Source organism: Metabacillus indicus LMG 22858 (assembly GCF_000708755.2).
Classification (GTDB): domain Bacteria; phylum Bacillota; class Bacilli; order Bacillales; family Bacillaceae; genus Bacillus_P; species Bacillus_P indicus.
Genome location: NZ_JGVU02000006.1, coordinates 178,739 through 201,093, shown reverse-complemented (window position 1 = coordinate 201,093; position 22,355 = coordinate 178,739). Strand labels below are relative to the sequence as shown.

25 protein-coding genes and 2 riboswitches are annotated in these 22,355 nt (G+C 44.8%); of the genes, 22 read left to right on the top strand and 3 right to left on the bottom strand.

Annotated elements, in window-relative coordinates; translation table 11 throughout:
- The first annotated feature begins 22 nt into the window (after positions 1-22).
- Complete coding sequence (locus tag AZ46_RS15535; protein WP_029284249.1) at positions 23-571, top strand: GNAT family N-acetyltransferase; 549 nt, start codon at positions 23-25, stop codon at positions 569-571.
- A gap of 52 nt (positions 572-623) precedes the next feature.
- On the opposite strand, the gene AZ46_RS15530 is transcribed toward AZ46_RS15535, so the two are convergent.
- Both AZ46_RS15530 and AZ46_RS15525 read right to left on the bottom strand, forming a co-directional pair.
- Positions 624-962 (bottom strand): spore coat protein, encoded by a 339-nt coding sequence (locus tag AZ46_RS15530; protein ID WP_029284247.1) that lies wholly within the window; start codon positions 960-962, stop codon positions 624-626.
- A 12-nt stretch (positions 963-974) separates the two neighbouring features.
- Positions 975-1,244: a hypothetical protein gene (locus tag AZ46_RS15525; RefSeq protein ID WP_029284245.1), complete on the bottom strand. Its 270-nt coding sequence runs from the start codon at positions 1,242-1,244 to the stop codon at positions 975-977.
- A 101-nt stretch (positions 1,245-1,345) separates the two neighbouring features.
- On the opposite strand from AZ46_RS15525, the gene AZ46_RS15520 reads away from it, so the two are divergent.
- Positions 1,346-2,260 carry a proline dehydrogenase family protein gene (locus AZ46_RS15520; protein WP_029284244.1) on the top strand — a complete coding sequence of 305 codons (915 nt, stop codon included), beginning with the start codon at positions 1,346-1,348 and terminating at the stop codon, positions 2,258-2,260.
- Positions 2,261-2,308: 48 nt separating this feature from the next.
- Here AZ46_RS15520 and AZ46_RS21600 read toward each other — a convergent pair whose 3' ends face one another.
- Positions 2,309-2,458 (bottom strand): YuzL family protein, encoded by a 150-nt coding sequence (locus tag AZ46_RS21600; protein ID WP_081414238.1) that lies wholly within the window; start codon positions 2,456-2,458, stop codon positions 2,309-2,311.
- A gap of 247 nt (positions 2,459-2,705) precedes the next feature.
- Here AZ46_RS21600 and AZ46_RS15515 point away from each other — a divergent pair, with 247 nt between their 5' ends.
- The 20 genes from AZ46_RS15515 (at position 2,706) to sufB (ending at position 22,091) form a co-directional block, all read left to right on the top strand.
- Positions 2,706-5,090 (top strand): 3-hydroxyacyl-CoA dehydrogenase/enoyl-CoA hydratase family protein, encoded by a 2,385-nt coding sequence (locus AZ46_RS15515; protein ID WP_029284242.1) that lies wholly within the window; start codon positions 2,706-2,708, stop codon positions 5,088-5,090.
- A 14-nt stretch (positions 5,091-5,104) separates the two neighbouring features.
- Positions 5,105-6,280 carry an acetyl-CoA C-acetyltransferase gene (locus tag AZ46_RS15510; protein ID WP_029284240.1) on the top strand — a complete coding sequence of 392 codons (1,176 nt, stop codon included), beginning with the start codon at positions 5,105-5,107 and terminating at the stop codon, positions 6,278-6,280.
- A gap of 34 nt (positions 6,281-6,314) precedes the next feature.
- Complete coding sequence (locus tag AZ46_RS15505; protein WP_029284237.1) at positions 6,315-8,099, top strand: acyl-CoA dehydrogenase family protein; 1,785 nt, start codon at positions 6,315-6,317, stop codon at positions 8,097-8,099.
- Positions 8,100-8,268: 169 nt separating this feature from the next.
- On the top strand, positions 8,269-8,631 hold the full coding sequence (locus AZ46_RS15500) for an arsenate reductase family protein (RefSeq protein ID WP_029284236.1): 363 nt from the start codon (positions 8,269-8,271) through the stop codon (positions 8,629-8,631).
- A gap of 61 nt (positions 8,632-8,692) precedes the next feature.
- The gene (gene gcvH, locus AZ46_RS15495) at positions 8,693-9,076 is read left to right on the top strand and encodes a glycine cleavage system protein GcvH (protein WP_029284234.1); all 384 of its coding nucleotides are present in this window, start codon (positions 8,693-8,695) and stop codon (positions 9,074-9,076) included.
- Positions 9,077-9,129: 53 nt separating this feature from the next.
- Positions 9,130-9,372: a YusG family protein gene (locus AZ46_RS15490; protein ID WP_029284232.1), complete on the top strand. Its 243-nt coding sequence runs from the start codon at positions 9,130-9,132 to the stop codon at positions 9,370-9,372.
- A gap of 131 nt (positions 9,373-9,503) precedes the next feature.
- Positions 9,504-9,851 carry a toprim domain-containing protein gene (locus AZ46_RS15485; RefSeq protein WP_029284229.1) on the top strand — a complete coding sequence of 116 codons (348 nt, stop codon included), beginning with the start codon at positions 9,504-9,506 and terminating at the stop codon, positions 9,849-9,851.
- A 20-nt stretch (positions 9,852-9,871) separates the two neighbouring features.
- The gene (locus tag AZ46_RS15480) at positions 9,872-10,180 is read left to right on the top strand and encodes a thioredoxin family protein (protein WP_029284227.1); all 309 of its coding nucleotides are present in this window, start codon (positions 9,872-9,874) and stop codon (positions 10,178-10,180) included.
- A gap of 142 nt (positions 10,181-10,322) precedes the next feature.
- Entirely contained in the window at positions 10,323-10,643 is a 321-nt protein-coding gene (locus AZ46_RS15475) for a hypothetical protein (RefSeq protein WP_029284225.1), read from the top strand.
- Between the two features lie 74 nt (positions 10,644-10,717).
- A riboswitch (SAM riboswitch) is annotated at positions 10,718-10,829 on the top strand.
- A 68-nt stretch (positions 10,830-10,897) separates the two neighbouring features.
- Complete coding sequence (locus AZ46_RS15470) at positions 10,898-12,214, top strand: O-acetylhomoserine aminocarboxypropyltransferase/cysteine synthase family protein (protein WP_029284223.1); 1,317 nt, start codon at positions 10,898-10,900, stop codon at positions 12,212-12,214.
- A 219-nt stretch (positions 12,215-12,433) separates the two neighbouring features.
- Positions 12,434-12,540, top strand: a riboswitch (SAM riboswitch).
- Positions 12,541-12,669: 129 nt separating this feature from the next.
- Positions 12,670-13,695 carry a methionine ABC transporter ATP-binding protein gene (locus AZ46_RS15465; RefSeq protein WP_029284221.1) on the top strand — a complete coding sequence of 342 codons (1,026 nt, stop codon included), beginning with the start codon at positions 12,670-12,672 and terminating at the stop codon, positions 13,693-13,695.
- Positions 13,688-14,344, top strand: coding sequence for a methionine ABC transporter permease (locus AZ46_RS15460; RefSeq protein WP_029284219.1), 657 nt, complete (start codon positions 13,688-13,690; stop codon positions 14,342-14,344). The genes AZ46_RS15465 and AZ46_RS15460 overlap by 8 nt, the downstream gene beginning before the upstream one ends.
- Positions 14,345-14,358: 14 nt before the next feature.
- Positions 14,359-15,186 carry a MetQ/NlpA family ABC transporter substrate-binding protein gene (locus AZ46_RS15455; protein WP_029284217.1) on the top strand — a complete coding sequence of 276 codons (828 nt, stop codon included), beginning with the start codon at positions 14,359-14,361 and terminating at the stop codon, positions 15,184-15,186.
- A 769-nt stretch (positions 15,187-15,955) separates the two neighbouring features.
- Positions 15,956-16,324, top strand: coding sequence for a carboxymuconolactone decarboxylase family protein (locus AZ46_RS15450; RefSeq protein WP_029284215.1), 369 nt, complete (start codon positions 15,956-15,958; stop codon positions 16,322-16,324).
- 196 nt (positions 16,325-16,520) lie between these two features.
- Complete coding sequence (locus AZ46_RS22090) at positions 16,521-16,691, top strand: hypothetical protein (protein ID WP_158001669.1); 171 nt, start codon at positions 16,521-16,523, stop codon at positions 16,689-16,691.
- A gap of 169 nt (positions 16,692-16,860) precedes the next feature.
- Positions 16,861-17,646: a Fe-S cluster assembly ATPase SufC gene (gene sufC, locus AZ46_RS15445; RefSeq protein WP_029284213.1), complete on the top strand. Its 786-nt coding sequence runs from the start codon at positions 16,861-16,863 to the stop codon at positions 17,644-17,646.
- Positions 17,647-17,663: 17 nt separating this feature from the next.
- The gene (gene sufD, locus AZ46_RS15440) at positions 17,664-18,968 is read left to right on the top strand and encodes a Fe-S cluster assembly protein SufD (protein WP_029284211.1); all 1,305 of its coding nucleotides are present in this window, start codon (positions 17,664-17,666) and stop codon (positions 18,966-18,968) included.
- Positions 18,968-20,188: a cysteine desulfurase gene (locus AZ46_RS15435; protein ID WP_029284209.1), complete on the top strand. Its 1,221-nt coding sequence runs from the start codon at positions 18,968-18,970 to the stop codon at positions 20,186-20,188. Before sufD ends, AZ46_RS15435 begins: the two co-directional genes overlap by 1 nt.
- Positions 20,178-20,606 carry a Fe-S cluster assembly sulfur transfer protein SufU gene (gene sufU / locus AZ46_RS15430; protein ID WP_029284207.1) on the top strand — a complete coding sequence of 143 codons (429 nt, stop codon included), beginning with the start codon at positions 20,178-20,180 and terminating at the stop codon, positions 20,604-20,606. Before AZ46_RS15435 ends, sufU begins: the two co-directional genes overlap by 11 nt.
- 87 nt (positions 20,607-20,693) lie before the next feature.
- The gene (gene sufB, locus AZ46_RS15425) at positions 20,694-22,091 is read left to right on the top strand and encodes a Fe-S cluster assembly protein SufB (protein ID WP_029284205.1); all 1,398 of its coding nucleotides are present in this window, start codon (positions 20,694-20,696) and stop codon (positions 22,089-22,091) included.
- Positions 22,092-22,355 lie beyond the last annotated feature (264 nt).

Genomic DNA, 22,355 nt, shown 5'->3' with positions numbered 1-22,355 from the left:
CCCAAAACGGAGGATAAACGAAATGAAGCAGCAAAAAACCATTATTCGCCCTATTGAAAGCAGAGATCTTATTCACCTTTGGGAAATAAAATACAGTGACGAACACCCTGAATGGAAAAAATGGGACGCCCCTTATTTTGAACATAAAAGCTTGACTCTGGCTGATTTTCTCTCTCAGAAAGAAAGCATTGTCGGACTGGATGACTACTGGGCTATTACCGTAGATGAAAAGGTAATTGGAACCGTCAGCTATTACTGGGAACATGAGCCGTCCATGTGGCTTGAAATGGGCATCGGCATCTACGACCCCGCTTATTGGAACGGAGGTTACGGTACGGAAGCTTTTCGAATGTGGATTGATCATCTGTTTGAATCCCTGCCGATTGTCAGAGCGGGATATACAACCTGGTCAGGCAATGCCAGAATGATGAAGGTTGGAGAAAAGCTCGGAATGACCGTTGAGGGAAGGATGAGAAAATGCAGGGTAGTGGACGGTAAACACTACGATTCAGTAAGAGTCGGCATTTTAAGAGAAGAATGGGAAGCTCTTTCTGGAAAAAGACAGGTTTAAGTTCAGGTTTTGCCATATCAGTAAAAGAAAAAGCAGCCGGCGGCTGCTTTTTTTACTGAATATAAGGAGACTGCTGCTGCAAATAGCCGGCAAACTGCTGATGAGACTGCTGAATTTTAGTTGTGTCGGCAGCTTCGAGTTTGTACCATCCGTACTTATACATCATGTTGTAAAGCTCGCGCTGACAATTTTGTGTTTCATTAAAGATCCCCTGAATATCCTGATAGAGAGCATCGTTGCTCATTTCATTCAGCGCAGTGGAGTAGGAATCCGTCATGTACTTTTCAGTTGCAAGCAGTTCGTTAATGAAGTCCCTGTCGTTCATCTGCGGGGTTTTGGGAACTTGTATTTCAGGATTTCCGATCTTATTCTGATTTTGACTGTTGTTCATGCTGCACCCCTCCTATTGAAGCTGTGTTGAGCTTGCTTCCTGATTTGGATTTAAGTGATTAAGAATGGCCGTATAGTGCTTTTCATGCATTTTTCCGGTCTTTTCAAGCTCTGCTTTAATTTGCTGATCGCTGCAGTGAGAAGCGAAAAAATGAGCTTTTTTCATGGCGAGCAAATTCCATGAAAGCATATCGGTTAAGTAAAGGTGATCCTTTGTTGTGATCATGGCAGGCGGCTGCTGCATCATACCTTGCTGTTGGCCTGTGTTCTGCTGTTGTTGCATGGAAAAACCTCCTTGGACATTTTCTTCCTTATCGTTCCTCAGGCTGCTGATTTTATACAGGTTCACCTATGTAAGATTTTATATCGGAAGGGGTATGCCGGTTGGAGTTTTTATTCCGTCATTTTTTCCTGTTTTTATCAAAAAACAAATGGCTGACGAATGCCGCAAAGCGCTACGGCCTGAGATTCGGCGCATCGCGTTTTGTGGCAGGAGAAACGATTGGGCAGGCTGCACAGGTCATAAAAGAGCTCAATCAAAAAAATCTGGATGTGACAATTGATTATCTCGGGGAGTTTGTTGATAACGAAATTGAGGCAAATGAAATGGCTGAGCAGTCTATAAAGGCTATTGAAACAATCGCGGGGGAACAGCTTCAGTCCCAACTGTCACTGAAGTTAACGTCAATGGGACTTGATCTTTCTGATGAGATTGTCTGCACCAACATGAAAAAGATTATGGAAGCCGCCAAACAGCATGGAGTCTTTGTCACAATCGATATGGAAGACTATGCAAGGTGCGGGAAGACACTCCAATTATTCAAAGAGCTCAAGAAGGAATATGATCTGGGCACCGTGATTCAGGGTTATTTATACAGATCATCCAAAGACCTGGAGGATCTGAGCGCTTATCATCCGAACCTGCGATTAGTAAAAGGAGCGTACAGGGAATCTCCGCATGTCGCTTTTCCAAACAAGAAAGACACAGATGAAAACTTTAAAAAGCTTATAAAAATGCATATGCAAAACGGCCATTATACGGCTGTTGCCACCCATGATGACGCCATCATTGAATTCACAATGCAATTTGTAAAAGAAAACAGCATTCCGAGTGACCGATTTGAGTTTCAGATGCTGTACGGGATCCGCCCCGAGCGCCAGGCTGAACTCGCAGAAGAGGGCTACAAAATGAGGATCTATGTCCCGTACGGCAAAGACTGGTACGGTTATTTCATGAGGAGGCTGGCAGAAAGGCCTGCAAACGCTGCGTTTATCCTGAAAAGCCTGTTTAAAAAATAGGGGTCAGTCCCGCTGTGCTTTAAAGCACGGCGTGACTGACCCCAGCACCTATTCCTGTCCCATATTCTTTTTCTTATATTGCTGGTTTGTGCTTGAGCGTTTCCCTCCGCCGGCCATTTCGTTTGTCGGCCCGGAGCTTCCCTTTACACTTGCAGCGCTAATCCCTGCATTGGATGGATCTTTCTTCAGTCTTGCCATGAGTGATCACCTCCCCGGTTTTATTTTTCCCGGGGGTTCATTTTTCATGTAATCGGAGCTGCCCGTATTTTTGGCAAATGAGTTGGACAAATGGTTCTTTTTAAAAATTAATATGTGAATTTTTCGTAAATGTGTTGAACAAATTTTCTAAATCTTTTATATTAATAGATAGAGGGAAGATTTCCCGAATTTTTTTCACCAAAAAATGAATGAGCATTCATTCAAAGCGACTAAAGGGGGAGCATTCATGAACCAGCGTATTAGAAAAGCCGCAGTTCTCGGATCCGGAGTCATGGGTTCAGGCATTGCTGCACACTTGGCAAATATCGGAATCCCTGTTCTATTGCTTGATATCGTACCGCGCACGCTGACAGACGGCGAAGAGAAAAAGGGACTGACTCTGCAGGATGCAGCTGTGAGAAACCGCATCTCATCCGGAGCTGTGCAAAAGCTTCTTAAGCAAAAGCCGGCACCGCTTACTGCAAAAGGAAATCTGGCTTTAATCGAAGCGGGTAACTTCGAAGATGACATGCACAGACTCGCTGAAGCGGATTGGATTATTGAAGTAGTCGTTGAAAATCTTGAAGTGAAGCAAAAAGTCTTTACTCAAGTAGATCAATATAGAAAACAAGGCAGCATTGTCAGCTCAAATACATCAGGCATATCAGTTGAAGCGATGTCAGAGGGGCGTTCTGATGACTTCCGTAAGCATTTCCTCGGAACTCACTTTTTCAACCCGCCGCGCTATCTGAAATTGCTCGAGGTCATCCCGACAAAAGCAACATCGCCGGAGATTCTCTCGTTCATGAAAACATTCGGGGAAGATGTTCTTGGAAAAGGAGTAGTCGAAGCAAAGGACACTCCAAATTTCATTGCCAACAGAATTGGAACCTACGGCCTCCTTGTTACGGTTAAGGAACTGCAAAAGGGCGGATACAGTGTAGGTGAAGTGGATTCTGTGACAGGTCCTCTTATCGGCCGTCCAAAAAGCGCAACTTTCAGAACGCTTGATGTTGTAGGACTTGATACTTTTGCACATGTTGCAAAGAACGTTTATGACCAGGTGGAAGGCGAAGAGAAAGATGTATTCGACATTCCTGAATTTATGAAAAAGATGCTTGAGAACGGCTGGCTCGGAAGCAAATCTGGCCAGGGATTCTTCAAAAAAGAAGGAAAAGAGATTCTCGAGCTGAATCCAGAGACCCTGGAGTATCAAGAACGGAAGAAGCTGAAAGCTCAGAGCATCGAGGCTGCAAAACAGATCAAGGGTTCAGCAGTAAAAATGAAAGCGCTTATCTATTCAGGCGACAGAGCAGGAACGCTTCTTTGGAATATTACAAGCCCTACTCTTCTCTATTCTGCTGAACTTCTCGGCGATATAGCAGATGACATCCTTGCAATAGATGAAGCAATGAAATGGGGATTCGGATGGCAGTATGGCCCATTTGAAACATGGGACAGCATCGGCCTTTCAAAATCCGTCGAAAAGATGGAGGCAGAAGGAAAAACAGTTCCAGCCTGGATCAAAGACATGCTTGGGAGAGGCTTCACTTCCTTCTATAAAAAAGAAGACGGCGTTTCTTACTATTACCATGACGGGGATTACAGACGCATTGAGACGAACGAAAAAGTCATCAATCTTAAAGACTTAAAAGAGAAAAAAGGGGTCATCAAGAAAAACAGCGGAGCAAGTTTAGTGGATCTTGGGGACGGAGTAGCGCTGCTTGAGTTCCATTCACCGAATAACGCGATCGGGCTTGATATTATCCAGATGATCAATTTTTCGGTGGATGAAGTCGAAAAGAACTTTAAAGGACTTGTCATCGGCAATCAGGGCAAAAACTTCTGTGTCGGTGCGAACCTTGCCATGATCCTGATGGAAGCTCAGGATGACAACTATTTTGAAGTTGACATGGTTGTCCGCCACTTCCAGCAGGCCATGATGAAAATCAAATACAGTCCAAAGCCGGTCGTTGCTGCTCCATTTGGCATGTCACTTGGCGGAGGAGCAGAAATCTGTCTGCCGTCTGCAAGCATTCAGGCCTCAAGCGAAACGTACATGGGACTTGTTGAAGCCGGTGTAGGCCTGATTCCGGGCGGCGGAGGCAATAAAGAGCTTTACATTAAACTTCTTAACAGCGTTCCAAAAGGCGTCGATTTCGATCTGCAGAACGTAGCCAATAAAGTATTTGAAACGATTGCAACAGCTAAGGTTTCTTCTTCTGCTGCTGAAGCAAAAGAAAATTTCTTTATGAATGAAAAAGATTCTGTAAGCTTCAATGGGGATCACCTCATTTATGATGCAAAGCAGAAAGTTCTTCAGCTGTCTGATAACGGCTATAAGGCACCTGTGCGCAAAAAGGTACCGGTCGTAGGCGAGACGGGATATGCTGCCCTTCTTCTTGGAGCACAATCCATGCTTCAGTCAGGATATATTTCAGAGCATGATCTGAAAATTGCCCAAAAGCTCGCATATGTCATTGCGGGAGGCAAAGTGCCGTTTGGCACGGAAGTAGATGAACAGTACTTACTTGACCTTGAAAGAGAGGCGTTCCTGAGTCTCGTGAAGGAAGGCAAATCTCAGCAAAGAATGCAGCACATGCTTGTAAAAGGAAAACCATTACGTAACTAGGAGGGTGCACTGTCATGAGAGAAGCGGTCATTGTAGCAGGTGCCAGAACACCTGTCGGAAGAGCAAAAAAAGGGTCACTAGCAGCCGTTAGACCAGATGATCTTGGAGCGCTTGTCGTAAAAGAGACACTTAAGCGTGCTGGCGGATATGAAGGGAATATTGATGATCTGATCATTGGATGTGCGATGCCTGAAGCAGAGCAGGGGCTGAACCTTGCACGTAACATCGGCGCGCTTGCCGGTTTGCCGTATACAGTACCGGCGATCACTGTCAACCGCTATTGTTCATCAGGTCTACAAAGTATTGCTTACGCAGCGGAGAAGATTATGCTTGGCCACTCGGATACAGCCATTGCAGGCGGAGCCGAATCAATGAGCATGGTGCCGATGATGGGCCATGTTGTCCGTCCGAATGCATTGCTTGCTGAAAGTGCGCCTGAATATTACATGGGAATGGGCCACACGGCAGAGCAGGTAGCTGTCAAATACGGAGTCAGCCGCGAGGAGCAGGATGCCTTTGCAGTAAGAAGCCATGAAAAAGCGGCAAGAGCCATTGCAGAGGGCAAGTTTGACGATGAAATCGTGCCTGTAGAGGTTACACATAGAAGTGTGGGAGCAGATCATAAGCTCCGCGAAAAAACGTTCCAGTTCTCAAAAGACGAGGGTGTCCGTCCTGGAACGACTATGCAGATTCTATCAACATTAAGACCTGCATTCAACGTGAAAGGATCAGTTACAGCAGGAAATTCCTCGCAGACGAGCGACGGTGCTGCTGCCGTAATGGTCATGGACCGCGAAAAAGCGGATGCGCTTGGACTGGAGTCACTCGTGAAATTCAGATCCTTCGCAGTAGGAGGAGTACCTCCTGAAGTAATGGGAATCGGTCCGATCGAAGCGATTCCTCGTGCACTGAAAGCTGCAGGTTTAAGCCTGTCTGATATTGGACTCTTTGAACTGAATGAAGCATTTGCTTCACAGTCTATACAAGTCATGAGAGCTCTTGGAATTGATGAAGAGAAAGTGAATGTCAACGGAGGAGCAATTGCGCTCGGTCATCCGCTTGGCTGTACAGGAGCAAAATTAACCCTTTCCCTTATTCACGAAATGAAGCGCCGCGGCGAGCAATTCGGAGTTGTCACAATGTGCATCGGCGGCGGAATGGGTGCAGCGGGAGTATTTGAATTAGTGTAAGGCTTAAAAAATCAGGAAAATGGGGGAACAAGCAATGTCAAAAACAACTGAAAATCTAATCAAGGGCGGAAGCTTTTTACTTGATGATGTAACATTTGAAAGTGTTTTTACGCCAGAGGATTTCACAGATGAGCATAAAATGATTGCCAAAACGACAGAGGATTTCGTCGTAAATGATGTACTTCCTCAGCTTGAAGATATTGAAAATCACCAGTTTGACAAGTCTGTCAAACTATTGAAGCAGGCAGGTGACCTTGGCCTTCTCGGTGCTGACGTACCTGAAGAATACGGCGGCCTTGGCCTTGATAAAATCAGCTCTGCGCTGATTACTGAAAAATTTGCCCGTGCAGGAAGCTTCTCTCTTTCATACGGTGCGCATGTCGGTATCGGGTCTCTGCCAATCGTTCTTTTCGGAAGCGAAGAGCAAAAGCAGCAGTACCTTCCAGACCTTGCATCAGGACAGCGCATTGCAGCCTATGCACTGACTGAACCAGGATCAGGCTCAGATGCCCTTGGTGCCAGAACGACGGCAAAGCTTAATGCAGAAGGCACGCATTATGTATTGAACGGCGAAAAACAGTGGATCACAAACTCCGGCTTTGCAGACGTGTTCGTTGTCTATGCAAAGGTTGACGGAGAGCATTTCTCAGCGTTTATCGTAGAAAAAGAATATCCTGGGGTTTCAACCGGTCCGGAAGAAAAGAAAATGGGAATCAAAGGTTCATCTACAAGAACACTTATTTTAGAAGATGCGCTTGTTCCTAAAGAAAATCTTCTTGGAGATCTTGGAAAAGGCCACGTTATTGCCTTTAACATTCTAAATATCGGACGCTATAAGCTTGCTGTCGGAACGATCGGCGGATCAAAACGCATTATCGACGTATCTGTTGAATATGCCAATCAGCGCCAGCAGTTCAAAACGCCAATCAGCAGCTTCTCGCTCATCCAGGAAAAACTGGCAAACATGGCTTCAAAAACATATGCAATGGAAAGCTCAGTTTACCGTACAGTTGGATTATTTGAAGACCGCATGAGCCGCCTGACTCCTGAAGAAGTCAAGGACGGAAAAGAAGTTGCGGCATCTATTGCAGAATACGCAATCGAGTGTTCACTGAACAAAGTCCTCGGTTCTGAAACACTTGACTATGTCGTTGATGAAGGCGTTCAGATCCACGGCGGATACGGCTTCATGGCTGAGTACGAAGTAGAAAGAGCATACCGCGACTCACGTATTAACCGTATTTTTGAAGGAACGAATGAAATCAACCGTCTTCTCGTTCCTGGCACATTTTTAAGAAAAGCAATGAAGGGTGAACTGCCGCTACTTCAAAAAGCACAGGCTCTTCAGGAAGAGCTAATGATGCTTATGCCTGAAGAACCGGGAGACGGCGTTCTTGAGCAGGAAAAGCACCTTTTGAAAAATGCAAAGAAAATCGGTCTAATGATTGCCGGACTTGCTGCTCAGAAATACGGCAAGTCCCTGCAGAAGGAACAGGAAGTTTTAGTGAACATTGCTGATATCGTGAGCAATGTATACGCTATGGAATCTGCCATCCTCCGCACGGAAAAGGCAATTAACAAGTATGGTGAAGCTAAGAGTGCTCAAAAACTTCTTTACACACAAGTGTATTGCCAGGAAGCATTCAACGAAATTGAAGCACATGCAAAGGAATCTCTTGTTGCGATTGAACAGGGAGACACTCTCCGCATGATGATCTCGGCATTAAGAAAATTCACTCGCCACACGCCGATCAATGTGATTGCCAAAAAGCGTGAAATCGCTGCTGCACTGATCGAAGAGAACGGATACCGCGCGTAATAAACACCTTTCAAAAAGGCCTTTTTCAAAAGAAAAGGCCTTTTTGATGTTTTTTGCTGAAAAAAGGCTAAGATAATAGATGGCAGAATGACGATGCTTGTCATTATGCTTGTCAAAAAGAATGTGGTAAAATAATGATGTTCAATTACGGTTGCAGGTGGTGAAAAGAGTGGCGCTTAAATTTTACTGGTATCCGAAATGCGGGACATGCCGGAAAGCAAAAAAGTGGTTAGAAGATCACCATTTGCAGGCAGAAGAAATACATATTGTCGAAAATCCGCCGTCAAAAGAAGAGCTGAAAACCATGCTTGATTCAAGCGGTCTGGAAATCAAAAAATTCTTTAACACAAGCGGTCAAAAATACCGTGAACTTGGCCTGAAGGATAAAATATCCTCCATGTCAGAAGATGAGCTTCTTACGCTTTTGGCATCAGACGGCATGCTTATTAAACGTCCGCTGACAACAGACGGAAACAAGACAACTGCCGGATTTAAAGAAGATCAATTTAAAGAAACCTGGCTAGGGAAGTAGAAGACTTACACTTTTAGTCTTTTTACAAATAAAACACGATAATCAGTTGGAGGTAGAAAACATGAACACACCAAAAGAACTTCGCTACTCTGAAGAACACGAGTGGGTAAAAGTTGAAGGCGATAAAGTACGCATCGGGATTACGGACTTTGCACAATCAGAGCTTGGAGATATTGTGTTTGTTGAACTTCCTGAAGTAGGCGACGAAATTAAAGCAGACGAGCCATTCGGCAGCGTTGAGTCTGTAAAAACAGTATCTGAGCTTTATGCTCCAATCAGCGGAACGGTTGTTGAAATTAATGAAGACCTTGATGACAGCCCTGAATTTGTCAACGAGTCTCCATATGAAAAAGCCTGGATGATTGTCATCGAGCCAAGCAATGCAGGTGATGTTGACAGCCTGATGACTGCTGAGCAATACGAAGAAATGACAAACGAAGACTGATAATCAATCTGCCTTCTGGACACCCTAAACAGTAAAAAGGAGGGTGTTTCAGCATGTCATTTGAAAAGAAGCGGCTGGATATTACGGATCGCGTTACCGGCAGGTTTGAAGGCGGACAGATGAATCTGTTTTTTGAAAAAGAGCAAATCGGTTCGATGTCACTTGGACCGGACGGCCGGGTGTCGTTGAAAAATGGATATGAAGAAGAAAATCATTCCTTTTTTCAGTATGCAGACGTTCTATCTAAACAAGATGAGAAGTATGTCGATTGTGACGAAGAAAACGGCTGGTGCTGATGACTTGGCAGTGGAATGTTCCACTGCCTTTTCCTGTTGTGACGGCCTGTTTTAAAGGTCAGAAGGAAACAACCTCATGCATTTCGAATAGGTTATAGATAACATATACTCTAACTGAATAGGTGATGGCGATGTCTGCAATTGAGGTTGAAAAAGTCATAATAGTTGAAGGAACATCTGATAAGCGTAAAGTATTGAATGTTGTCAATGAACCGGTAGAAATCATTTGTACAAACGGCACGATCAGTCTGACACGGCTTGATGAAATGGTGGATGAACTGTTCAGCCGCGATGTATATGTGCTTGTGGATTCTGACGATTCCGGGGATCGCCTGAGAAAACAGTTTAAACGCGAATTTCCCGAGGCTGCGCATTTGTTTATCGACAAAATGTACAGGGAAGTTGCCACCGCGCCGGATCAGCACGTCGCAGCTGTGCTGCTGAGTGCAAACATTGATGTACATGCTAAATTTTTATAAAGGGAGCTGCTGAAAAGCCGATGATCGAATGCAATGAAGAGCAGGTAAGCAGACTCGCAGACAAGGAAAAAGCCATTCTTTATCTCTATACACCTTTTTGCGGCACATGTCAGCTTGCTAAAAAAATGATGACAGTCGTTGAGGCGATGCTGCCTGCCCTTGAAATAAATATGGCCAACCTGAATTATCTTCCGAAACAGGCGTCAGACTGGGAAATTGAAAGTGTCCCTTGCCTGCTTGTTTTTGAAAATGGAAGAGTAATCAGCAAAACGTATGCCTTTCATTCTGTCGAACATCTCTATCACATATTGAAAAAACATGCCGCCTGATGAGGGCGGCATTTGACATATTTCTTGGGAAATAGAATCTTGTCTATCTGCGGGAAGGAATATGTCGAAGCTTTCTTAAAGGGAAAAGTACGGAAAACTAGAATTTCTCCCTTAACCACTTGCACGGAAATGGGGAGAAACGATGGATCTGGACTTTTTTGCCGAAAAAATGAATAATGCCCACTTTATTCAGCCGCTGCTTCCAAATGAAAACTTGAGAATTGAGTTTTTTGTTAAAAATATCAACAAGAAATCAACCCTGGTTTTGCAAAAAGGCAACTGCCATATAAGCAGTGATGATGAATTCTTTCATGTGCAGATTATTGGGGAAGAAAAGCATTTTCAAGATTGCTTTCATTCGCCGATCAGGCTTTTGCAGCTTGTAAAACTTGGCGCTATGGAGGCAAAAGGATCATTCAGAAATATACTTCGGATAGAGTCACTCATTCAGCTCTGCAAATAATATTCTAAAAATTCAAACAAATAATTGACTTAAGACAAACTAAAGTGATACAATTCCAACAGAAATAATAAGATATCTTATCAAGAGCGGTGGAGGGGCCTGGCCCTGTGAAGCCCGGCAACCGGTTATAGTGAGTAAGTCACGGTGCCAATTCCAGCAGAGTGCATATGCTCTGAAAGATAAGAAGACCGGGATGCGCGCCTCTTCTTTGAAGGGGCTTTTTATTTTTTGAAACTTGGGAGGAGAAATGGATCATGACTCAAAAAAAGTACCGTTTGGAGACCGTCAACATTCATGGAGGGCTTAAGCCTGATCCTGGAACAGGAGCCAGATCTGTTCCGATTTACCAGTCTAATGCATACGTTTTCAATGACACTGAGCACGCTTCAAACTTATTTGCATTAAAAGAACAGGGGTACATTTACACTCGTATACATAATCCGACTTCCTCCGTCCTTGAGGAGCGCATTGCTGAACTTGAAGGCGGTGTCGGAAGTCTTGCAGTAGCAAGCGGTATGGCTGCCATCACCCTTTCGATTCTGAACATTGCCGGTGCCGGGGATGAAATCGTGTCCGCGTCCAGTCTCTACGGGGGGACCTATAATCTTTTCCAGACAACTTTGCCAAAATACGGCATTGAAACCACATTTGTTAATCCGGAGAACCCGGAAAATTTCAGAAGCGCGATCACAGAAAAAACGAAAGCCATTTTTGCCGAGACAATCGGCAACCCGAGTCTTCAAGTGCTTGATATCGAAGCCGTTGCAAAAATTGCTCATGAGGCCGGCATTCCGCTGATTGTAGATAACACATTCGCCACGCCGTATTTGTGCCGTCCCCTTGAACACGGTGCTGATATCGTTGTTCATTCTGCGACAAAGTGGCTGCTTGGAAATGGCACAACGCTTGGCGGCGTCATTGTAGATGGAGGGAAATTCGACTGGAACAGCAGAAAATTCCCAGGTTTCACCACACCTGATCCAAGCTATCATAACCTGGTTTATGCGGAAGCCCTTCCGGAAGCAGCTTATATTGTAAAAGCGAGGGTGCAGCTGCTGAGGGATCTTGGGCCTGCACTCAGCCCGTTTAATGCTTTTCAATTTAACCTCGGTCTTGAAACGCTGCACGTCAGAATGAAAGAGCATATCTCGAATACGAGGAAGGTTGTAGACTATCTGAACGGACATCCTGCAGTGAAATGGGTTCTTTATCCTGAAGATTCAAAGCATCCGGACCAGGCACTTGCTGAGAAATACTTGCCTGAGGGAGCAGGCGCAGTTGTCGTATTCGGCATTGAAGGCGGACGCGAAGCAGGGGCTAAAGTGATCAACTCTGCAGAGCTGTGGTCACACGTTGCGAATGTAGGGGATGCAAAGAGCCTAATCATCCATCCTGCCAGCACGACACACCAGCAGCTTGACGCTGAGGGCTTAAGAAAATCAGGCGTAACGGAGGATTTAATCAGGCTCTCTGTTGGAATTGAACATATAGACGACCTTCTCGAAGACTTGGAGCAGGCAATTGAGAAGGCTGTCGGCATTAGGTCACTGACAGAATCGACAGCACGATAAGACAAGGTTATCCTCGTCCAGCTCCAGCGCCTAAATCCTCTGTCAGAACAAATCCGTCAAAAAAGTCAAACCCGGACTTTTTTGCCGGATTCTTATCTGCCTATCGGATCTGACCAAGGCGCTTGCGCTTTTGTTCTTGACACGTACTTTTGTTGCATGATAGAATCACTCTCGTACTATAAACTCACTAAATATACAGTCAATTTAATAAATGTTAGTCTCTTATCCAGAGAGGTGGAGGGAAGTGCCCTATGAAGCCCGGCAACCGTCAACATTGTTGAAAAGGTGCCAATTCACTCAAAGCTTGCAGCTTTGAAAGATGAGAGAAAGGTTTTTTCACATATGCCTTTCTGCTCATTTCTGCAGAAAGGCTTTTTTGTTTTCATGGAAAAACATGAAGCAAGGAGATATAGAGCAAAATGTTAGTGAGTGGAATTTTGGAAGAAGGTGAATTCATGATTACGCTAAAGGACGTGCGAAAAGTCTTTCAGACGAAGAATGGCCGTGTCACGGCTGTTGATTCCGTCAATCTGGACATAAACAAAGGTGAAATTTTCGGAATTATCGGTTATAGCGGCGCTGGGAAAAGTTCACTTATCCGCCTGCTGAACGGACTTGAAAAACCAACGGAAGGCTCCATTCAGGTGGCAGGCCAGGGCATCGATGAAATCAGCGGCAGCGATCTTAGAAAGGCACGGCAGGAAATCAGCATGATTTTCCAGCATTTCAATTTGCTTTGGTCAAGAACTGTCCGTGAAAATATTGCGTTTCCCCTTGAGATTGCCGGGATAAAAAGCGAGCAGCGGGCTAAACGGGTAGAAGAGCTGATCAAGCTTGTCGGGCTCGAAGGCCGGGAAGACTCCTATCCTTCCCAGCTGAGCGGAGGGCAAAAGCAGAGGGTCGGAATTGCGAGAGCCCTTGCCAACAATCCAAAAGTCCTGCTTTGTGACGAGGCAACATCAGCACTTGACCCGCAGACAACCGATTCCATTCTTGACCTGCTTGTTGACATTAACGAACGGTTAGGACTGACGATTGTTCTGATTACCCACGAAATGCATGTTATCCGAAAAATCTGCCACCGTGTGGCAGTAATGGAAAGCGGAAAAATTGTCGAGCAGGGTGAAGTGCTTGACGTATTCAGAAGGCCTCAGCAGGCCATCACAAAGCGCTTTGTGAAACAAATTACAGAGCCGGACGACACGCAGGAAACAATGGAGCTGATTCTTGAGAAATATAAGCAGGGCATGGTTATTCAGCTGACATTTGTAGGTGACTCAACTGAAAATCCCCTTATTACGAACCTGATCCGAAACCATCCGATTCAGGTGAACATTCTTCAGGGGAGAATTTCACAAACGCAAAGCGGATCTTACGGCACACTGTTTATCCACATGGACGGAGAACCGGCTGAGCTTGAAAGAGCGATGGCCTACATCCGCAGCCAAGAGGTCGAGGCGGAGGTGATTTCAAATGTTTGAGAACGTGAGATGGGAAAACGTTTGGGAAGCAACCAGTGAAACCCTGTTCATGACTGCATTCTCGGTGGCTGCGACATTTGTACTGGGCATTATCCTCGGCTTGCTGCTCTTCCTGACATCCAGAGGCGGAATTTGGGAAAACAAGCCGGTTAATGTCATCATATCTGCATTTGTAAACATTTTTAGATCGATTCCGTTTATCCTGCTGATCATTTTACTTATTCCTTTTACCAAGGCCATTCTTGACACGTTCCTTGGTGCAAAGGCGGCACTGCCGGCATTAATCATCGGAGCTGCTCCGTTTTATGCCCGAATGGTTGAAATTGCACTCCGTGAAATTGATAAAGGAGTCATTGAAGCGGCCAGATCAATGGGTGCTAAAACATCGACGATTATCTGGAAGGTCCTGATTCCTGAATCATCGCCTGCTTTAATATCCGGCATTACAGTAACGGCTATCGCTCTTGTGGGCTACACAGCCATGGCTGGGGTAGTTGGTGCAGGAGGCCTTGGAAATCTTGCCTTTTTGGAAGGCTTCCAGAGGAACAATAATGCTGTAACGATGATTGCAACTATTTTAATATTAGTCATTGTCTTCATAATCCAATTTATTGGAGATTTAATAACATCAAAATTAGATAAACGTTAGGGAGGATATTCACCATGAAAAAATTACTATTAAGTGCTGTTTTTGCTACATCTGCTTTCGCTCTTGCTGCTTGCGGCGGCGGTGACGGTGGCGGAGAGGAAACAAAGACTCTGAAAATCGGAGCATCAAATGTTCCTCACGCTGAAATTTTAGAAGAAGCACAGCCTTTACTTGAAGAAAAGGGAATCGAGCTTGATATCGTTCCTTTCCAGGATTACATTCTGCCGAACAAATCACTTGCAAGTGAAGAAATTGATGCAAACTACTTCCAGCATATCCCGTACCTTGAGTCACAAATGGCTGAAAACAAGGACTATGATTTTGTGAATGCAGGCGGAATCCACATCGAGCCGATCGGTGTATATTCTAAAAAACATAAATCGCTTGAAGATATTCCTGAAGGCGGAACAATCATTATGAGCAACTCTGTTGCTGATCACGGACGCATGCTTTCCCTCCTTGAAAAAGAAGGCCTGATCACAATTAAAGAAGGAGTCGACAAAACAACTGCGACTGTCGACGACATCGATGAAAACAAAAAGAACCTGAAGTTCAAAGCTGATGTAGAAGCAAGCATCCTTCCTCAGGCTTACAACAACGACGAAGGCGATGCTGTTCTGATCAACACGAACTATGCAATCGGCGCAGGACTAAACCCTCAAAAAGATGCAATTGCCCTTGAAGGATCAGATTCACCGTACGTAAATATCATCACTGTCCGCAAAGGCGACGAAAACAAAGAAGAGATCAAAGCGCTTGTAGAAGTTCTTCACTCAGAAGAAATCCAGAAGTTCATCGAAGAAAAATACGAAGGTGCAGTTGTTCCTGTAGACGGAAAATAATTTGCACTGCCATTGGAAAATCCGAACTGAAATCAGTTCGGGTTTTTTTCTTGTGCAGGCACATCTTAGGTGCGGGAGGTAAAGGGTCATACAGATATGACCCTTAAGGCAGATTATAATTTGATGGCACTTATTGCAGAATTCAGAACCATCAAAAGCGGTGATTAGAACACTCTCGTCGTGTCTCCGCACCGAGTTAGTGCTGCTAACTCATGATTAGAACACTTTCGTCGTGTCTCCGCACCGAGTTAGTGCTGCTAACTCATGATTAGAACATTTTCGTCGTGTCCCTGCACCGAGTTAGTGCTGCTAACTCATGTTTGGAACACTTTCGGGGTGGCCTTGCAGCGAGTTAGTGCTGCTAACTCATGTTTGGAACACTTTCGGCGGGGTCACGATTCACGAGAGCTAAAGGGTCAAGACGAGCGGAGAATGCTTCCTGTTTGTGGCGTCGCTAAACTCCAGTGCACTGCAGCGGAGGGAACTTGACTCCTGCGGGATGAAGAGGGCACTGAAGATCTCGCAAGCGCAGCGAGGAAGCTTCAGGCACTCCCCGCGGAAAGCAAGTTCCCGGAGCGAAAGGGAACGGGTACCACTGCAAAATAAATTAGAAAGAAAATTCCTCCTCAAACAACAATCAATATTATATAGAAGAAAACAGTCACTCCAAACCAAATAAGCTGCTGCTGCATCCTTTATTTTTCCGCATACTCTGGACCCCTTTTCTGCATACTAACGGTGTTGAATCTTAGGAATGGAGCTGAACAGTATGCAGCATTTTGAACCGAGAAACTCAAGCGAAGCAGCTTTGCACGACTACAAAGAAGGCCTTGGCATTTTTACAGAAAAGATGCCTGAACTTGCTCACCTTTATAATGAATTTACACAGGAATGCTTTAAAGAAGGGACTCTCTCCCAAAAAGAAAAGCAGCTGATTGCCCTTGGAATCAGTATTTACTCTCAAGATGAGTACTGTATCATTTATCATACGAAGGGCTGCCTTGATCAGGGAGCGAGCGAACAGGAAATTCTCGAAACCGTAGGGGTGACGGCTGCATTCGGCGGAGGAGCCGCCATGAGCCAGTCTGTTACGCTTGTTCAGGAGTGCATCACAGAACTCAACCAGCTGAAACAGTAGCAAACAGAAGGAAACGAGAGCATCTTTTTAAATTCTGCCTGCTTCGAGCAGTGAAGAGCTCTGTATGTATGTCACTCATTCTTATCCCTTCTCAGCAGGTTTGAACTTTTTTACAAGGGGTATTACGATAGTAGTATCGTTTTTACAAAACCTGAGAGGATGATTCATTATCTACGCAAGTCAGCAGAAGCTTGATTTGAATTACACGACTGAAATGGAAAAGGCTCTTATGCAGTCCCACAAAATGGGGTACGCAGTGTACAGCAGAAACCATGAGAAGCGTATGGAAGTAGAAAAGAATCGTGAAGAGGACTATCAGAAAAGCAAACAGCTGTTTGCGGAACTTGACCGGAAAATGAATGGATAGACTATGGATAAAAGGAATCAGCCGCAGGCTGGTTCCTTTTAGGTTGCGGCAAATTGGATCAGCCTCCGAAAAAGTTGTATTCACTTTTCATTTGTTATAAAATTAGAATGAGAATAAATTGAGAATGATTAAATTCAGATCTTATAGATTATTGGAGGTATAAGCAGTTATGGCAGGATCAACATTAGTGATTAAAGATTTACACGTGGAAATCGACGGAAAAGAGATTTTGAAAGGTGTAAACCTTGAAATAAAAGGCGGAGAGTTCCACGCAATCATGGGACCGAATGGTACTGGTAAATCTACGCTTTCATCAGCAATTATGGGGCACCCTAAGTACGAAGTAACAAAAGGCAGCATCACTCTTGACGGTGAAGACGTGCTTGAGATGGAAGTTGATGAGCGCGCACGCGCAGGTCTGTTCCTTGCAATGCAGTATCCAAGCGAAATCAGCGGTGTAACAAATGCGGACTTCCTTCGTTCTTCTATTAATGCACGCAAAGAAGAAGGCGAAGAAATTTCATTAATGAAATTCATCCGCAAAATGGATTCAAACATGGAATTCCTTGAAATGGATCCTGATATGGCACAGCGCTACCTGAACGAAGGTTTTTCTGGCGGTGAGAAAAAACGCAACGAAATTCTTCAATTAATGATGATCGAGCCTAAGATTGCCATTCTTGATGAAATTGACTCAGGACTTGATATCGACGCTCTTAAAGTCGTTTCAAAAGGTATCAACCAAATGCGTTCTGAAGAGTTCGGCTGCCTGATCATCACTCACTATCAGCGCCTGCTTAACTACATCACACCTGATCATGTGCACGTTATGATGCAGGGACGAATCGTAAAATCAGGCGGTCCTGAGCTTTCTCAGCGCCTTGAAGCAGAAGGATATGACTGGATTAAACAAGAGCTTGGCATCGAAGACGAAACTGTTGGTCAAGAAGCGTAAGCGTTAGGGGGATTAAGATGACAGTAGAGACAACATTCAACCATGACTATGTCGCCGGCTTTTCAAAAGAACTTGGCGAACCGGAATGGCTAACAGAACTGCGCTTACAGGCTCTTGCAAAAGCTGAAGACCTTTCTATGCCAAAGCCGGATAAAACAAAGATTGACAAATGGAACTTCACTGAGTTTAAAACTCATGCAGTGAAAAGCGAAAAGCTAACGTCACTTGACAGTCTGCATGAAGAAGTAAAATCTCTTATCGACCTTGAAGAAGAGAACAAAAATCTGTACATCCAGCTTGATACAACACCTGCCTATTCATCTCTGTCACAGGAGCTGAAAGACCAGGGCGTTATCTTTACAGATATTCATACAGCTGCACGCGAGCATTCAGAGCTTGTGCAAAAATACTTCATGACAGATGGCGTTAAAGTAGATGAGCACCGCCTGACAGCATTGAACGCTGCTTTGATGAACGGCGGAGTGTTCGTATATGTGCCTGAAAATGTCGAAGTTGCTGCACCTCTTCAAGCTGTTTATGTTCACGAGAATCCGGCTACGACTCTTTTCAACCATGTAATCGTAGTAGCAGATAACAACAGCTCAGTAACGTATGTTGAGAACTATATTTCTGTAACGGAGACTGAAGGAGCGATTTTCAACATCGTGACAGAAGTTTTCGCAAACTCAAACGCAAAAGTAACGTACGGTGCTGTTGATCACTTGAATAAAGGTGTTACAACATATGTAAACCGCCGCGGAACTGCAGGTCGTGACGGCCGCATCGAGTGGGCTCTTGGGTTGATGAACGATGGAAACACAATCTCTGAGAATACGACAAACCTGATGGGCGACGGATCTTACGGCGACACAAAATCAGTTGTAGTTGGCCGCGGATCGCAAACTCAGAACTTTACGACTAAAGTCATTCACTTCGGAAGAAACTCTGAAGGATATATCTTAAAACACGGTGTAATGAAAGACAGTGCGTCATCTGTCTTCAACGGCATCGGAAAAATCGAGCACGGTGCTTCAAAATCAAATGCTGAGCAGGAATCAAGAGTGCTTATGCTGAGTGAAAAAGCGCGCGGTGACGCTAACCCGATTCTTCTAATTGATGAAGATGATGTTACAGCAGGACACGCGGCTTCTGTTGGCCGTGTAGATCCTCTTCAGCTTTACTACCTGATGAGCCGCGGAATTCCAAAAGTTGAGGCAGAGCGCCTTGTCATTCATGGATTCTTAGCACCGGTAGTCAACGTCCTTCCAATTGAAGGCGTTAAGAAACAGCTTGTTGAGGTTATCGAAAGGAAAGTTAAGTAATGAATATTCAAGATATCCGTTCACTTTTTCCGATTTTGGATCAGCAGGTAAATGGACAGGATCTTGTATATCTTGACAGTGCAGCGACTTCCCAGAAGCCGCTGCCCGTCATTGAAGCGCTGGACCGCTATTACCGGGAGTACAATTCAAATGTGCACCGCGGCGTTCACACGCTTGGAACGAAAGCGACAGATGGATATGAAGGAGCCCGTGAAAAGGTCCGGAAGTTCATTGGCGCTTCATCAATGGAAGAAATTATTTTCACGCGCGGAGCTACGACAGCTTTAAATACAGTTGCAGCGAGCTATGGGCGTGCGAATCTTAAGGCCGGGGATGAAATTGTCATCACCCACATGGAGCATCATGCGAATGTGATTCCATGGCAGCAGCTTGCCAAAGAAACGGGAGCTGTCCTTAAATACATCCCTCTTCAAGAAGACGGAACGATTTCTTTAGAGGATGCAAAAGAGACCATTACAGATGCCGCTAAAATTGTATCGGTGATGCAGGTTTCAAACGTGCTTGGAACGATTAACCCTATCAAAGAACTTGCAGAAATTGCACACAGCAAAGGTGCAGTCATGGTCGTTGACGGTGCACAGAGTGCTCCTCATATGAAAATTGACGTGCAGGATCTGGATTGTGATTTCTTTGCTTTTTCTGCCCATAAAATGTGCGGTCCTACCGGCATCGGCGTTCTTTACGGGAAAAAAGCGCTTCTTGAAAAAATGGAGCCGGTCGAATTCGGCGGCGAGATGATTGATTTTGTCGGCCTGTACGAATCAACGTGGAAAGAGCTTCCGTGGAAGTTCGAAGCCGGAACACCGATTATCGCCGGAGCAATCGGGCTAGGTGCAGCGATTGATTTCCTTCAGGATATTGGTCTTGATAACATCGAAGCATACGAGCACAAGCTTGCAGGCTATGCCCTAGAGCGCCTTTCAGATGTTGAAGGGATTACAATTTACGGTCCAGAGCACCGCGCAGGACTTGTAACGTTCAATATAGAGGATGTTCATCCTCACGATGTGGCTACAGTGCTTGATGCAGAAGGCATCGCCGTGCGTGCCGGCCATCATTGCGCACAGCCCCTTATGAAATGGCTGAATGTTTCTTCCACTGCACGTGCAAGTTTTTACCTGTACAATACAGAAGAAGAAATCGATAAGCTTGTTGCAGGAATTGTTAAAACAAAGGAGTACTTTACAAATGTCTTTTAACAACCTGGACACCTTGTACCGCCAGGTCATCATGGATCATTACAAAAACCCGCGGAACAAAGGTGTACTCGAAGATAGCTTAACAATTGATATGAACAACCCTACATGCGGCGACCGTATCCGCCTTACCCTTCAAATTGAAGACGGCGAGATAAAAGATGCCAAATTCGACGGGGAAGGCTGTTCCATTTCCATGTCCTCTGCTTCAATGATGACCCAGGCCATTAAAGGCCAGTCTGTTGAGACCGCGCTTAAACTGTCAAAAATCTTCTCTGATATGATGCAGGGAAAAGAGTACGATGACGACATTGAACTTGAGGATATTGAGGCCCTTCAGGGTGTTGCGAAATTCCCTGCCCGCATTAAATGTGCAACTCTTGCGTGGAAGGCCATGGAAAAAGGAGTTCAAAACAGCTGAACAGGAAAAAGGGCAGCTTTAAGCTGTCCCTCTCCTGCTTACAATGATGGAGAAACTTCCATCAACTATGATTGGAGTTGAATACGGATGGCTAAAAAAATGCCGGATATCGGCGATTATAAATATGGATTTGCAGACAAAGACGTCTCGATTTTCCGTTCAAAACGCGGATTGACAAAAGAAATCGTTGAAGAAATTTCACGTATGAAAAGCGAGCCTCAATGGATGCTTGATTTCCGCCTGAAATCTCTTGAGCATTTCTACAGCATGCCAATGCCGCAGTGGGGCGGAGATATGGCTGCTCTTAACTTTGATGAAATTACGTATTACGTAAAGCCGTCTGAGAAGTCAGAGCGCTCATGGGATGAGGTTCCTGAAGAAATCAAGCGTACGTTTGACAAACTTGGAATCCCTGAAGCTGAGCAAAAATACCTTGCAGGTGTATCAGCCCAGTACGAATCTGAGGTTGTTTACCACAACATGAAAGAAGACCTTGAAGATCTTGGCATCGTCTTTAAAGATACAGATACAGCACTTAAAGAAAACGAAGACATTTTCAGAGAACACTTTGGAAAAGTCATTCCTCCAACAGACAACAAGTTCTCAGCTTTGAACTCGGCTGTCTGGTCTGGCGGATCGTTCATCTACGTTCCTAAAGGCGTGAAAGTGGATACGCCGCTTCAAGCGTACTTCCGCATCAACTCTGAAAACATGGGTCAGTTTGAGCGTACTCTGATCGTTGTTGATGAGGGTGCACACGTTCACTACGTTGAGGGCTGTACAGCTCCAGTTTACACAACAAACTCACTTCACAGTGCAGTTGTTGAAATCATCGTAAAAGACGGCGGCTACTGCCGTTATACAACGATTCAGAACTGGGCAAACAACGTCTTCAACCTTGTTACAAAGCGTGCAGTCTGCGAAAAGAACGCAACGATGGAATGGATCGACGGAAACATCGGTTCTAAACTGACTATGAAATACCCTGCGGTTATCCTAAAAGGCGAAGGTGCACGCGGTATGACACTGTCAATCGCTCTTGCAGGAAAAGGCCAGCATCAGGATGCCGGTGCAAAAATGATTCACCTTGCACCAAACACATCATCTACGATCGTGTCAAAATCAATCTCAAAACAAGGCGGTAAAGTAACGTACCGCGGAATCGTCCACTTCGGCCGCAAAGCTGAAGGCGCCCGTTCTAACATTGAGTGCGATACACTGATCATGGATAACCAGTCAACATCTGATACGATCCCTTACAACGAAATCTTCAACGACAACATCTCGCTTGAGCATGAAGCGAAGGTTTCAAAAGTATCAGAAGAACAATTATTCTACTTGATGAGCCGCGGAATTTCAGAAGAAGAAGCAACTGAAATGATCGTAATGGGCTTCATCGAGCCATTCACAAAAGAACTTCCAATGGAATATGCCGTTGAAATGAACCGTCTGATTAAGTTCGAGATGGAAGGTTCAATCGGTTAATAGTAACGAAAAAAAGCTCGCCTTTAGAGGCGGGCTTTTTTGTATGTAACTGAAGGTACAGGGATAAGCGCACTTACGCGAATCAAAGCATAGGTGGAAGTGTTCTAAAACTGAGATAAGCGCACTTAGCCAAAGCGCAGTATCTGTGAAAGTGTTCTAAAACCGGGATAAGCGCACTTAGCCAAAGTGCAATATCTGTGAAAGTGTTCTAAAGCCGAGATAAGCGCACTTAGCCAAAGCGCAGTATCTGTGAAAGTGTTCTAA

What these genes read in the sequence shown, in the direction of transcription:
- AZ46_RS15515 (WP_029284242.1), top strand. Translation starts at nt 2,706, where the DNA reads ATGAACCAGCGTATTAGAAAAGCCGCAGTTCTCGGATCCGGAGTCATG.
- AZ46_RS15450 (WP_029284215.1), top strand. Translation starts at nt 15,956, where the DNA reads ATGCAGCATTTTGAACCGAGAAACTCAAGCGAAGCAGCTTTGCACGAC.
- AZ46_RS15455 (WP_029284217.1), top strand. Translation starts at nt 14,359, where the DNA reads ATGAAAAAATTACTATTAAGTGCTGTTTTTGCTACATCTGCTTTCGCT.
- AZ46_RS15505 (WP_029284237.1), top strand. Translation starts at nt 6,315, where the DNA reads ATGTCAAAAACAACTGAAAATCTAATCAAGGGCGGAAGCTTTTTACTT.
- sufU (WP_029284207.1), top strand. Translation starts at nt 20,178, where the DNA reads ATGTCTTTTAACAACCTGGACACCTTGTACCGCCAGGTCATCATGGAT.
- AZ46_RS15490 (WP_029284232.1), top strand. Translation starts at nt 9,130, where the DNA reads ATGTCATTTGAAAAGAAGCGGCTGGATATTACGGATCGCGTTACCGGC.
- AZ46_RS15460 (WP_029284219.1), top strand. Translation starts at nt 13,688, where the DNA reads ATGTTTGAGAACGTGAGATGGGAAAACGTTTGGGAAGCAACCAGTGAA.
- AZ46_RS15435 (WP_029284209.1), top strand. Translation starts at nt 18,968, where the DNA reads ATGAATATTCAAGATATCCGTTCACTTTTTCCGATTTTGGATCAGCAG.
- sufB (WP_029284205.1), top strand. Translation starts at nt 20,694, where the DNA reads ATGGCTAAAAAAATGCCGGATATCGGCGATTATAAATATGGATTTGCA.
- AZ46_RS21600 (WP_081414238.1), bottom strand. Translation starts at nt 2,458, where the DNA reads ATGGCAAGACTGAAGAAAGATCCATCCAATGCAGGGATTAGCGCTGCA.
- AZ46_RS15470 (WP_029284223.1), top strand. Translation starts at nt 10,898, where the DNA reads ATGACTCAAAAAAAGTACCGTTTGGAGACCGTCAACATTCATGGAGGG.
- sufD (WP_029284211.1), top strand. Translation starts at nt 17,664, where the DNA reads ATGACAGTAGAGACAACATTCAACCATGACTATGTCGCCGGCTTTTCA.
- sufC (WP_029284213.1), top strand. Translation starts at nt 16,861, where the DNA reads ATGGCAGGATCAACATTAGTGATTAAAGATTTACACGTGGAAATCGAC.
- AZ46_RS15485 (WP_029284229.1), top strand. Translation starts at nt 9,504, where the DNA reads ATGTCTGCAATTGAGGTTGAAAAAGTCATAATAGTTGAAGGAACATCT.
- AZ46_RS15510 (WP_029284240.1), top strand. Translation starts at nt 5,105, where the DNA reads ATGAGAGAAGCGGTCATTGTAGCAGGTGCCAGAACACCTGTCGGAAGA.
- gcvH (WP_029284234.1), top strand. Translation starts at nt 8,693, where the DNA reads ATGAACACACCAAAAGAACTTCGCTACTCTGAAGAACACGAGTGGGTA.
- AZ46_RS15475 (WP_029284225.1), top strand. Translation starts at nt 10,323, where the DNA reads ATGGATCTGGACTTTTTTGCCGAAAAAATGAATAATGCCCACTTTATT.
- AZ46_RS15525 (WP_029284245.1), bottom strand. Translation starts at nt 1,244, where the DNA reads ATGCAACAACAGCAGAACACAGGCCAACAGCAAGGTATGATGCAGCAG.
- AZ46_RS15530 (WP_029284247.1), bottom strand. Translation starts at nt 962, where the DNA reads ATGAACAACAGTCAAAATCAGAATAAGATCGGAAATCCTGAAATACAA.
- AZ46_RS15465 (WP_029284221.1), top strand. Translation starts at nt 12,670, where the DNA reads ATGATTACGCTAAAGGACGTGCGAAAAGTCTTTCAGACGAAGAATGGC.
- AZ46_RS15535 (WP_029284249.1), top strand. Translation starts at nt 23, where the DNA reads ATGAAGCAGCAAAAAACCATTATTCGCCCTATTGAAAGCAGAGATCTT.
- AZ46_RS15480 (WP_029284227.1), top strand. Translation starts at nt 9,872, where the DNA reads ATGATCGAATGCAATGAAGAGCAGGTAAGCAGACTCGCAGACAAGGAA.